The following is a 13008-nucleotide window of genomic DNA, read 5'->3' as shown; positions in this document are numbered from 1 at the left end:
AATAGTTGCTTATGATTACTTTGCTCTGGTTTTAGTTATAGAGCTCATCAAAACCGATTTTTCTAACTTTGAATATATTACACTGTTTTGGAATATCTGAATGGTTGCTAATCATACAGATATTTTAATTAGTGGTTAGAACTTCATTTCTATTTTACCGTACACGTAACGTCCGTTAAATCCATACGGTGAAAAGCTAGAGTATGCAAACAAGCGTGAGAAAGTGCTTACTTCGTCAACATTTTCGCGTGTTGCGTCTGGGTAAATATCAAAAATGTTATTCGCTCCCAAGCTTAACGATACGTTATTGGTAAGTGCATAAGCTACGTCTAAATCAGTGATCCATTTTGGTTTTAGTACTTCATTTAGCTCTGCCGTTGATGATGGATCTTGAGTTTCACCGTAGCGTGTTGTTCTAAGCGTTGTACGAATATCATCGTTAGTCCACGTTGCACTTAAGTTGTACTTATTACGCGGTGTGCTTACTTCAAAGCGACGCAGCTCATTACCAGAGAATAAGTTGTCTTGATCAAACCCAGCGCCTTGTAGTTCTGCTGGTGGGTCGATGATATTGGTCACTTCATTTTTACCGTAGTTATAACCTAAGTTAAAGGCTAAATCGCCGTAACCATCGGTTGCTACATTATAAGAGGCAACCACATCAACACCACGGGTTTTACTGTCAATTGCGTTTAAGAAGAAGCGCCCCTGATTAGCACCGGTACCTTCAAGTAGTTGCTCAATAGCAGCACCCGATAAGTTGTTTGATAACACAATGCGGTCATCAATTAATATTTGGTAGTAATCAACCGATAAGCTGAAATTAAAGTCGGTAGACCATGTAAAACCAACGCCGTAGTTTGTTGCTTCCTCGGCATCAAGACCTGGTGAGCCTAGCGCTTTTGCTACATCGCTGCCTGGTGCAAATGTGCCGGTTTCGGTTGGTTCGCCATCAACAAATACAGTGGCTACCGAGGTAAAGTATTGCTGTTGTAACGACGGTGCTCTAAAACCAGTAGAAACCGATGCGCGCAGCGCTAAGTCTTCAGTTAACGAATAACGCGTGGCAATTTTACCATTAATGGTATCGCCAAAGTCTGAATAATCTTCATAACGGGCGGCAACTGCTAAATTCCAATCGTCGGTTAGGTAGGTTTCAAGGTCGATATAAAAGCTCACGTTATGGCGGCTATTGTCGCCTTCTGATTCGGGTGTAAAACCTGGAAATACTTGTGAACCCGCTGCGCCAAATGGGCCATCAACTGGGTCGGTTACTGCACCACCTGGGCCAAATGTGCCTTGTGCATATGAAGCTTCTTCGCCTGCATCAATTTGGTACCCTTCGCGGCGATACTCAGCACCTACGGCCACACTTACTGAACTTTCTAAAAAGCTGACGTCTACCTCACGATTAAAATCAACATTTAAGGTAAGTTGATCGTAGGTAAGTGTTCCGGCATCAAAGCTTGTTTGGCTAGTAGGGCCGTATGAGGTATTTAAGCTATTTATAACGCCAAACTCGAACGCATCTTGACCATATACGGCCGATACATCGTAATTCCATTCGTTTGCAAAACCTTTAGCGCCAAGTGCCAGCGAAAAGTCATCTATGTCTGAAGTGATAACCGGCAAAAAGCCATCAGGGTATACTTCTTCTATATTACGGCTATCACTCGCGCGGCGATAAAACCCGCCACCTTCGCCTTCACGTTTGCTGTAAGAGCCAAACGAATATAAATCGATATCGTTTGTTAATTGATAACCTGCGTTATAAAACATTGAAAAGTCTTCAACATCGCCATTACCAAAGTTATGGTTATAACGGTTTACGGTAAGTTCACGAGGGTCTAACGAGCCATCATCTAATCGTGCGTAGTTTTCACGGTTATCGTAGTCTGAGCGGTTAGTTGAATGGCGGTCGCGGTATTCTGTTGAGATGTTTAAAAAGCCATTATCGCCAAGTTCAAAACCCATATTACCTTGAAGTGTGAGTGTTTGACCGTCTGTTAAAGAGCGATCGCCACCTTCGGTAAATGCTAAATTTCCGTCGCTACCTTCAGATACAGATTCAAGCTGTGGTACACCGTCCATTTCGGTTACGTTAGCACCATAAATAGCCGCAACTGAGCCACCACTACTTGCGCTTTTAAGCACAATATTAATAACACCCGCTATAGCGTCAGAGCCATATTGCGCTGCTGCACCATCGCGTAATACTTCAATACGGGCAATAGCATTTGCTGGTATTGCATTTAAATCAACCGATGATGAACCACGACCCGTTGAGCCATTTAAGTTAAGTAATGCGTTGCTGTGGCGGCGTTTACCATTAACAAGCACTAAGGTGTGATCGGGGGCTAAGCCACGAAGCTGAGCGGGGCGCACATGGTCGCTGCCATCAGTAAGTGATGCCTGCGGGAAGTTAAAGCTGGGTAATAAACTGCTAAGTAAGGCATTCGTTTCAGTAAAGCCAGAATTTTTAAGGGCATCAGCGCCAATTATATCGATGGGTACTGCGCTGTCTTCTACTGTACGGCCTAATCGGCGAGAGCCAATTACGCTTATTTGTTCGATGTTTTCTTCTGCTTTAGTGTCTTGCTCTGCAGCATTTACTGAGAGCGAACCAAGTAGTGCAGCTGACGCACTCACGGCGAGTAATATTTGTGGTACCGATTGCTGTAATTTAAATAACGGTTTTCTATTCATGCTGTATTTCCCCATACCCATTGAATTATTTTAGTTATGTACAAAAAGATTAATACCAACCCGCAATAATACTTAATCATTTTTAGGGGCTAAACGTGCCGTTACCTGCGTTAAAAAATTCTCATTTAAAGCAACTAAATAGCGAATTTTTTGCCTAGCTATCAACACGTTTTTCCATCCTCAAAATAGCTCACTTAATTAAGCGGATTGGTATAAACCTCTTTGTTACCTTGAACATATACTTAATTTACAAAGCCAGTCAATTGAATAACATTCAATTAATTTAGGTGTTTTTATAATTACATTTGGTTGTTTTTTATAATGACCATTGTTTTGGTTATATAGCGAAGGTAGTTGCTAAGTAATTGATGGATAATGAATTATATTTAAAAGTTAAATTTAACGTTTAATTAACTGGTAAGATGAGGTTGGTAGGTTTAACTAGTCATGAGTGGAAAGCCATTTTTATTGGGCTGGCAATAAACAACTGTTGAGTTATAAATATTTTTAAAAACATAAAACACAAAACCACCCATTAAATGTTAATTAAATTAACATTTAATGGGTGTACTATAAATTATGTACTACTTATTAGAACCTATATCTTAAAGCATGAAGTAATTTTGTTTTTATAAGTAATTGGTATAAAAAAGAATGATAAAAATAGTGTTAAAATTTAATTTTTCCAACAAGCATGTCTTTAAACATGACCCAATCTCCCCACAAACTGTAAAAGGGGTGTTTAAAAGTAGCTGGGCGGTTTTTTTCAAAAAAGAAATGCCCGACCCACGCAAACCCATATCCAATAACAGGTAATAGCCATAATAAACTATATTGCTGTTTCAATAATGCTATTGCGATTACAGCAAGAACGAGTGTGCTTCCTATAAAATGTAAGCGGCGGCAAGTAACGTTGCGATGCTCTTTTAAATAATAAGGGTAGAAGGCTTTAAAGCTTTTAAACGTGGGGTTTGTACTTTGCATGGTGTGCTCTTTTATCGTTTTTTATTTTATCAGTGTTGTGAACTATTAAAGCGTAAGTTTACATTTGTTTACAGCGATAAATGGCGCTTAACGCATCTAAATAGACAAAAGAGCTAAAAGTTAATAACTTATGTGCACTATTAATAAATAAGAATGGAACTCAGGATGTTTAAACACACTCTAGCATGTGCTGTAATTGTAGCGCTTAGCGGCTGTTCAGAGCCAACTAATACGGTAACTCAAGAAGAAGTAAAAGCACCAATGAAGCAAGTTAATGCAGTTATATACCCAGAAACAAAAAAAGGCGATATCGTAGACACCTACTTTGAAGAAGCAGTTAGCGACCCATATCGTTGGTTAGAAGATGATATGAGCAGCGAGACTGCAGATTGGGTTAAAACGCAAAACAATTTAACGTTTTCTTATTTAGAGCAGATACCTTATCGCGATAAGTTAAAGCAGCGCCTTGAAAAACTAATGAATTACGAAAAAATAGGCGCACCTTTTACTGAGGGCGACTACACCTATTTTTATAAAAACGATGGCCTGCAAAATCAGTATGTTTTGTATCGCAGTAAAGATGGCGGCGACGTAGAAGTATTTTTAGATCCAAACAAGTTTAGTGACGATGGTACGACGTCTATGTCGGGTTTATCGTTTTCAAAAGATGGCTCATTACTCGCGTATCAAATATCTGAAGGCGGTAGCGACTGGCGTAAAATTATAGTTATTGATGCACATACTAAAGAGCAAGTTGAAGAAGCGCTTGTTGATGTTAAATTTAGTGGTATAGACTGGTTAGGCAACGAAGGCTTTTATTATTCAAGCTACGAAAAGCCTAAAGGCAGTGAGCTTTCGGCTAAAACAGATCAGCATAAAGCGTATTACCATAAGCTAGGTACTGCTCAATCTGCTGATAGTGTTGTATTTGGTGAAACTGATGAGCAAAAACATCGCTATGTAGGCGCTGATGTAACTCATGACGGCCGCTACTTACTTATTTCAGCTAGTACGTCTACTTCAGGCAATAAGCTGTTTATAAAAGATTTAACAAAAGAAAACAGTGAGTTTGTAACGGTTGTAGGAAATACTGATTCAGATACATCAGTTATTGATAACGAAGGCAGCAAGCTGTTTTTAGTTACTAACCTTAATGCACCAAACAAAAAAGTAGTGACGGTTGATGCAAGTAATCCAAGCCCTGAAAATTGGGTTGATTTAATTCCTGAAACCAAAAACGTACTAAACCTGACAAAAGGTGGCGATACCTTTTTTGCCAACTACATGGTTGATGCTATTTCGCAGGTAAAACAGTACAACAAAAAAGGCGAGCTAATTCGCGAAATTACCTTGCCAGGCGTGGGTACTGCACGTGGTTTTGGCGGTAAAAAAGATCAAACAACGCTTTATTATTCGTTCACTAACTACAAAACACCAGGTACTACTTATACGTTTGATGTAACTACGGGTGAATCGGGTGTTTATCGTAAGTCGGCTATTGATTTTAATAGCGATGATTACACGTCTGAGCAGGTGTTTTACACATCAAAAGACGGTACTAAAATACCGATGGTAATTACCTATAAAACAGGCATTAAGCTTGATGGTTCAAACCCTACTATTTTATATGGTTACGGTGGTTTTAATATTAGTTTAACGCCAAGCTTTAGCCCCGTTAATGCAGTATGGCTTGAACAAGGTGGTGTGTACGCCGTTGCTAATATTCGTGGTGGCGGTGAGTACGGTAAAGACTGGCATAATGCAGGCACAAAATTGCAAAAGCAAAATGTGTTTGACGACTTTATTGCAGCGGCTGAGTACTTAAAAGACAAAAAGTACACGTCTAAAAAGCGCTTAGCACTTCGCGGTGGCTCTAATGGTGGTTTGTTAGTTGGCGCAGTGATGACGCAGCGTCCAGACTTATTTCAAGTGGCTCTACCTGCTGTAGGTGTACTTGATATGCTGCGCTACCATACATTCACTGCGGGCGCTGGTTGGGCATACGACTACGGTACGAGCGAGCAAAGCAAAGAAATGTTTGAATACATTAAAGGTTATTCACCACTTCATAATGTAAAAGCAGGTGTTGAGTATCCAGCTACTATGATTACAACTGGCGATCATGATGACCGCGTTGTCCCTTCGCATTCGTTTAAGTTTGCAGCTGAGCTTCAAGCAAAGCAAACGGGTAATAATCCAACGCTTATTCGCATAGAAACCAATGCAGGGCATGGTGCAGGTACTCCAACAAGCAAAACAATTGAGCAGTACGCTGATATATTTGGTTTTACGCTTTACAACATGGGCGTAGAGTCGTTATAAGAGCGATTTAACTAAATAGCTAACTTTAATAGCTGAGCAAAAAGGCCGAGTAAATTTAATTTACTCGGCCTTTTTAATATTACTACTGCATAGGTGAAAACAATCGTTGATACGTTTTATAAGCGTATTCGTCGGTCATTCCACTTAAGTAATCGCAAATTATACGCATACCTTGGTTTTGCTTTTGTGCTTCTATGTACTGTGCTTGTGTTGTTTCGGGCAATAAACGCAGCGGATCGCTAGCAAACGCCGTAAATAACTCTATTAGTAAATTTTGACCTTTGAACTCTATTTGCTGCATTTCGGGGTCACGTATTAAACGTTGAAACACAAAATGCTTAAGTATTTGCAATACACTGTCGTATTGGGCATCTAATTTAGCGGTGTACTTTAAAATAGGGCATTCAAAGTCATCGTTTTGAATATCTAAATGTATATGAATAATAAAGGTATTAACCAGCTCACCTATGGCATCTTTTCGCTCATAATCATTTTTTGAAAACAAACGCTGGGTCAGCGATTCAAGCATGGTGTTTAACCAGGCAAAATTTAGTGCTTTTAAATGAGGCAGAGCATGAGTTTGCCAATCGTCTAACGTAAGTACGTGGGTTGCAATGGCATCTTCTAAGTCGTGTACCGCGTACGCTATATCGTCGGCGTGTTCCATTATGGCGCTGTCGAGCGATTTATACGTTGTTTTAGCGCGGTACTTATCAATAGCAGCATGGCTACCTAGCAATGTTTTATCGTTTTGACTCAGTGGTTCTACTATCCAATTAAATATGGCTGCATCGTCGTTGTATAACCCTTTGGCAGGTCTCCAATCATCCGCTTTTATAAATGCACGACCGGTTGTATCGTCAGGAATGGTATGCCAAAGCGTATTAATAAACGCGGGGTATTTTATAAAGCCTAATAAAGTACGACGAGTGAGGTTCATGCCGTGGCCATTACTGTAGGGCTCAAGTTTTGCAACTATGCGCAGTGTTTGTGCGTTACCTTCGAAACCACCGTGATCGCGCATCATGTAATTGAGTGCTATTTCACCACCATGGCCAAAAGGCGGATGGCCAATATCGTGCGCTAAACAGAGTGTTTCGAGCAGTCCGGTTGATGGAAAGTGCGTAAAGTCACTATGTTGCGCTTTTAAATGGCGCAATATGCCAGTACCAATTTGCGATACTTCTAAAGAGTGGGTAAGGCGAGTGCGGTAAAAGTCGTTTAGGCCAATACCCATAATTTGGGTTTTAGCTTGCAAACGTCTAAATGCAGCGGCATGAATAATACGCGAACGATCGACCTGCCACGGCGAGCGGTTATCGTTAGGGCGATGTTTATATTGCTCTATTATTCGGCTTTGCCATTGTTTATCCATACTGCTTACTCACACATAGTTAATATTATTAAACTTTGCCCAGTATACCCATGGACTTATAAATTGCGAATGAACAAATGCACTACTTTTCGTTATTCGCGTTTATAAAGTGGCTTAGGTATAATGTGCCTTCGTATGCTTGTGTATTAACCATGCATAATTAGTTGTTTGAAAGAGAGAATACATGCTAAGAATTATTTTTCAGTTTTTGTTAACCGTATTTTTTGTATGGGCGCTTGCATATCCGTTTATACAAAGTGACGACGTTGATCAGGATGAACAAACGTCAGAACAACCCAAAAAAGTGAAGAAAAAAGAAAAACCATTACATAACGTAAAATTACCTAAGTTTTCTGAATTTAGTGATGTAAAAGAAAAAAAACATGCATTTTTTAGCTTTATCCGCCCGCATGTAGAAGCCGAAAACAAAAAAATACTACAGCAACGCGCTAAGCTAGAAATAGCACGCATGATGCTACAAAACGAATTACCTTTAGAAAAAAAGCAAAGCAAAGATATTGCTAAAATTTTAAAGTCATACGGCTTACCAACCACGGTTGATACGCTCATACTTACGCAAGCATTACGCCGTGTTGATATAATTCCTAAAGAATTAGCGCTTATGCAAGCTGCAAATGAATCTGCGTGGGGCACATCACGTTTTGCACGTATTGGCCTTAACTTTTTTGGTCAGTGGTGTTACACAAAAGGTTGTGGCATGGTGCCAAAACGCCGTAATACAGGGGCTGCGCACGAAGTTGCTGCGTTCAAATCGGTAAGAGCTGCTATAAACTCTTACTTTAAAAACATAAATACGCATCCTGCTTATAAAGATTTGCGCGCAATACGTGAAAACTTACGTCTTGAGCAAAAACCAATTTTAGCGACTGAACTTACACATGGTTTAATGTCTTACTCTGAGCGCGGTGAAGCGTATATAGAAGAGTTAAACACCATGATTAGCCAAAATAGAGCCTACTTTGATGAATAAATACATTTTTAATTGTACCAACGCTATTGCGTTAGTACTGCTGAGCATTAGTGCATTTAATGTTAATGCGAGAGAGTTTGTGATGTCGTATGACGGTTTTTACGACCGCTTAAAAATTGTTAACAAAGGCGATTTTCAATATGCGCGAGTTAACTTTTACATTAGTGATATTGGTACTAATGAAACATGTGCGATTAAAAGCGGTACTATTTTAACCGAAAGAAACGAGTATCCACTTAACTTTACCGATAAAGCACAATTACTATTGCCGTTCGATAAGCAGCTTGATACCGATAAAGCGGTCATTGTAGTAGAGCCGCTCAATCCTGTACACGATTGCCAATTAAAGCTACAAATAGAAGCAAACGAACTTGAAGGTTTAGCGTTTTCAAAGCAGTCGTTATATACCATTAACGACGAACTTGATGAGCTGTTAACTGATTTGTCGGGATTTTTTGTAAGTAAATTAATGTGGTTTTTATTACCAGAGCAAAAGGGCGTAGCAGTTACATTTAAAAGCCCAATGCAATTTGATGATAAGAGCATAACGTGTGAAAAGTCAGTATGTTACTTTGCAGTTGAAGATAGCTGGGAAGATGATAGCGCGGTGCTTGGCGATATATCGCAAGTTATTAAAGTAACGCCTTGGATTGTTAAGTGATCAGTGTTTAGTTAATTAGGTCACATATAAAAAGCGGCATTTAGCCGCTTTTTTTGTACCAAATTCTGTACTCGTTTTTAGCCTTTAGTTTTTATTTAATAAGTGGTGCTGAAGAGTCTCGCTGCATTAAAGTGGGTTCAAAAAAACGATTTATAACGAGGTTTTTATTTTGATATACGTCTTTAAGCACTAGTTTTGCTGCCATTTCGCCCATGTTCCCGACCGGATTATCTATGGTCGTGAGTGTAGGGTACAGGTAGTTTGCAAAAATAACGTTATCAAATCCAACAATCGATAAGTCGTTTGGTAAATTATAACCGTGCTCTCGTGCGTACTTCATAGCACCGGATGCCATTTCGTCATTGGCACATACCAGTGCGGTAAAGCTAAGTTTTTCATCAATAAAATGTTTTAAGGCTTTACTACCGCCAGTTTCGTTAAAGTCGCCAATATAATAAAGGGCAGGATCAAATTTAACGCCAGCTTCTGTAAGGGCTTGTTTATGACCCTCTAAGCGATTAAATGCATCGGCTTTAAACTGAGGACCTGCAATGTACGCTATTTGTGTATGCCCTTGATTTAATATCGATTTAGTGGCCAGGTAGCCACCTAATTGGTTATCTAGGCTGATACAGTTGTCTTTTAGTTGCTCTACGTAACGGCTCATTAAATAAACAGGTGTAGAGCCTTCGCTTAACTTTATTAGGTAGTCATCTGAGACGGCTTCTACGTGCAAAATAATGGCATCGCAGCGTCTGCTAATTAAAAACTCAATGCCTTCTTGCTCTTTGTCTTCTTCACTGTGTCCGGTGGTAATAATAACGTGCTTACCCGCAGCACGAAGCTCTGACTCAATACCTGCCATCATTTGGGCAAAGAAAGGACCATGTAACTCAGACACTAAAATACCGACACTGTTAGTGCAGTTAGAGGCTAAAGATTGCGCTATTGAATTAGGCTTGTAGCCAAGCTGCTCCATGGCATCAAGCACTTTTTGTTTAGTTTTATCGCTTACGCGGGTATTTTTGTTCATCACGCGAGAAACGGTGGCTAACGATACGCCCGCAAGCTCTGAGACTTGATAAATTGTTGCCATGTTATTTGTTCACTCGCTTATCCTTAACTATTTCGGCTAAATAATACCTTGGAGTATATATCTTAACTAGCTGTTAGTTTAGATTGAATATTTTCAACAACTTGATTAGTTAGTGTATATTTTTTCATTATGTAGGCAACAAATAATGAGCCAAAAGCAGGTAGTACAGTAAATGAAAGTAAAATACCGTGTTGGGTGTCGAGGGTTTGTACTGCATCGGCCTGATAGCTGTAAAAAGATAATAACCAGCCTGCAATTGCACCGCCTACAGCCACACCCATTTTAATAAAAAATATGACGCCAGAATAAACCAAACCCGTAATGCGTACACCTGTTTTTTCATGCCCGTAATCTATGGTGTCGGCCATTTTTGCCCACAACAACGGGGTTGCCATATCTAAAAAGAATTTCCATAAAATAAAGGCCGCAAATGCCAATACTAAAGAGTCTTTACTAATAAAGTAACTAAAACCACAAATAGCGGCGGCAATAACTTGTAAGCTTATATAGGCCTTTATCTTACAAAAGCGCTTTGCAAGTGGTTGAGCTAAAGCACAACCTACCATGCTGGCTGCAACACCTAGCGTCATAAATAAGGTGATTAAATCGTCTCGACCTAAATAGTATTTTACGTAGTAAACAGCAAGCGTAAGCCTTAATACTTGCCCGGTAAGTAAAAAAAATGCAGCTAAGCAAAGTGTTCGCCATTGATCGTTTTTAATTAAGGCTTTAACACTTTTGGCAAAAGGAATGTTTTGCTCTTTTGGCTGTTGTATACGCTCTTTTGTGCCTAAAAAACAAAGTAAAAACAGTACAAAACCTAAAATGCTCATTGCAGTCATTGTGTATTGATAGCCTTTGGCAGCATCGCCTTGGCCAAAATACTCAACCATTGGCATAGTACAACCCGCTACTATTACGCCGCCTAGCATACCAAATACAAACCGGTAAGACTGAATAGTAACGCGTTCTTTTGCGTCTGCAGTAAGTACGCCGCCCAATGCACAATAAGGGATATTAATAGCGGTGTAGACAACCATAAGAAGTGTGTAAGTAGTAAAGGCATAAATTATTTTATCGGTGCCTTCTAAATCGGGTGTAGTGAACGCTAAAATACTTATAATAGCAAAAGGAAGTGCAAGCCAAAGTAAGTAGGGGCGAAAGTGCCCCCAGCGCGTATGTGTTTTATCAGCAAGGTTACCCATTAATGGATCGGTTACGGCATCAAAAATACGCACTGCTAAAAACATAGTACCAACAACGGCAGGCGATAAACCTACTACATCTGTGTAGTACAGCATTAAAAACATCATAACTGTTTGAAAAATAATATTACTGGCGGTGTCGCCTAAGCCATACGCTATTTTTTCTTTTACACTGACCATGATTGTTTGTCCCGCTTTGTGCTTATTATTATCTATTTGAGATAAGTGCTTTATAGGCTAAGCCACTATTTTTAATAGTACGTTGCTGCGTTTTATAATCAACATAAACAATACCAAAGCGCTTTAAGTAGCCTTCTGCCCACTCAAAGTTGTCCATTAAGCTCCAAGCAAAGTAGCCACGTATAACAACACCCTGTTCAACTGCATTGTGAACTGCGTTTAAATGAGTATTATAATAACTTAAACGGTCTAAGTCGTTAACTTCGCCATTATTATATGTATCGGGCATTGCTGCGCCATTTTCGGTTATATAAATAGGCGGCAGGGTGTATGTCTTATTAAGCGATACAAGCAAATCGGTAAACGATTGCGGGTAAACCTCCCATCCCATATCTGTCAAAGGACCCGTAGGTGCAATGGGTTCATAAATATCAATAGGGTGCGCTTTATAAACTTGGCGGGTATAAAAGTTAATGCCTAAGTAATCAATTGGCTGAGAAATTAATTCCATATCACCTGGGTGTATGTCTGGTAAATGATCCTCAGGTAGTTGGTTAATTATATCAGGGTATTTACCGTCCATTATTGGTTTCATATACCACTGATTTAAATAGTCATCAGCGTATTTGGCACTGTCTATGTCTTGTTGAGTATCTGTAAGCGGGTAGGCGGGTGTAAAGTTAAGCACAATGCCGTTTTGAGTATCAGGCGATGTTTTATTTAGCACGTTCATAGCCAGACCATGAGCGAGTAATAAGTGATGAGCTGCTTTTTTACCATACTGCTTGCCTACTAGACCTGGGGCATGTATGCCAATCTCGTAACCTAAAAACGCGCTGCAAAAGGGTTCGTTTAATGTAGCGTAAGAATACACTCGTGTTCCAAATGCGTTAGTAATTAGTTCTACGTACTGCTCAAATGCATAAGCTGTTTTTCTGTTAAGCCAGCCGCCTTCATCTTCAAGGTGTTGCGGTAAATCCCAGTGATACAAAGTAACAAAGGCTTTTATATTTTTTCGTTTTAGCTCATCTAAAATATCAGTATAAAACTTAACGCCTACAGGATTTAACTTTCCGTCTTGAGTCATAACGCGAGGCCATGAAATAGAAAGCCTGTAAGCATCAACACCTAGAGACTCTATTAAATCTATGTCTTGTTGCCAATTGTTGTAATGATCGCAGGCAATATGACCATGTGAATTATCAGCAATTTTACCTGCAGTACTACAAAAGGTATCCCAAATACACGGTAAGCGATGCTCATACCCGCCCTCTATCTGAAATGATGCTGTTGCTACACCATAAACAAAGTCTTTTGTTAATAGAGGTGAATTAAATGGTAATGATATTTTTGTCATTGGTTACAAACCTTTTTGAGAACTTAATTGCACGCTTAGCGCCTATTTTTACTGACTTTCAGCGGTTACAAAACATTATTAAAAATAAAAGTTGTTGAAATATGTAACATGTTCGTATTTAATTAGCCGTG

The 13008-nt window shown here is 39.5% G+C and carries 9 protein-coding genes; 3 read left to right on the top strand and 6 right to left on the bottom strand.

The window, feature by feature from the left end; genetic code table 11:
* Positions 1-135: 135 nt before the first annotated feature.
* Together BW142_RS18845 and BW142_RS18840 are read right to left on the bottom strand one after the other, a co-directional pair.
* The gene (locus tag BW142_RS18845) at positions 136-2706 is read right to left on the bottom strand and encodes a TonB-dependent receptor (protein ID WP_076925927.1); all 2571 of its coding nucleotides are present in this window, start codon (positions 2704-2706) and stop codon (positions 136-138) included.
* 669 nt (positions 2707-3375) lie between these two features.
* Positions 3376-3690 (bottom strand): DUF962 domain-containing protein, encoded by a 315-nt coding sequence (locus BW142_RS18840; protein ID WP_076925926.1) that lies wholly within the window; start codon positions 3688-3690, stop codon positions 3376-3378.
* Between the two features lie 165 nt (positions 3691-3855).
* On the opposite strand from BW142_RS18840, the gene BW142_RS18835 reads away from it, so the two are divergent.
* On the top strand, positions 3856-6012 hold the full coding sequence (locus tag BW142_RS18835) for a prolyl oligopeptidase family serine peptidase (protein WP_076925925.1): 2157 nt from the start codon (positions 3856-3858) through the stop codon (positions 6010-6012).
* Between the two features lie 82 nt (positions 6013-6094).
* Here BW142_RS18835 and BW142_RS18830 read toward each other — a convergent pair whose 3' ends face one another.
* Positions 6095-7387, bottom strand: a complete 1293-nt coding sequence (locus BW142_RS18830; RefSeq protein ID WP_076925924.1) for an anti-phage deoxyguanosine triphosphatase — start codon at positions 7385-7387, stop codon at positions 6095-6097.
* Between the two features lie 184 nt (positions 7388-7571).
* Here BW142_RS18830 and BW142_RS18825 point away from each other — a divergent pair, with 184 nt between their 5' ends.
* A complete protein-coding gene (locus BW142_RS18825; RefSeq protein ID WP_024600124.1) occupies positions 7572-8378 on the top strand; it encodes a glucosaminidase domain-containing protein in 807 nt (268 codons plus the stop codon).
* Positions 8371-9039, top strand: a complete 669-nt coding sequence (locus BW142_RS18820; protein WP_024600125.1) for a DUF2987 domain-containing protein — start codon at positions 8371-8373, stop codon at positions 9037-9039. The genes BW142_RS18825 and BW142_RS18820 overlap by 8 nt, the downstream gene beginning before the upstream one ends.
* A 91-nt stretch (positions 9040-9130) precedes the next feature.
* On the opposite strand, the gene BW142_RS18815 is transcribed toward BW142_RS18820, so the two are convergent.
* The 3 genes from BW142_RS18815 to BW142_RS18805 form a co-directional block, all read right to left on the bottom strand.
* A complete protein-coding gene (locus tag BW142_RS18815) occupies positions 9131-10135 on the bottom strand; it encodes a LacI family DNA-binding transcriptional regulator (RefSeq protein ID WP_076925923.1) in 1005 nt (334 codons plus the stop codon).
* A gap of 62 nt (positions 10136-10197) precedes the next feature.
* Positions 10198-11520, bottom strand: coding sequence for an MFS transporter (locus BW142_RS18810; protein WP_076925922.1), 1323 nt, complete (start codon positions 11518-11520; stop codon positions 10198-10200).
* A 28-nt stretch (positions 11521-11548) separates the two neighbouring features.
* On the bottom strand, positions 11549-12877 hold the full coding sequence (locus tag BW142_RS18805) for a GH1 family beta-glucosidase (RefSeq protein ID WP_076925921.1): 1329 nt from the start codon (positions 12875-12877) through the stop codon (positions 11549-11551).
* Positions 12878-13008: the final 131 nt, after the last annotated feature.

The sequence above is a fragment of the Pseudoalteromonas sp. EB27 genome (assembly GCF_001974875.1).
GTDB lineage: Bacteria > Pseudomonadota > Gammaproteobacteria > Enterobacterales > Alteromonadaceae > Pseudoalteromonas.
This window is presented reverse-complemented; position numbering and strand designations above follow the sequence as displayed.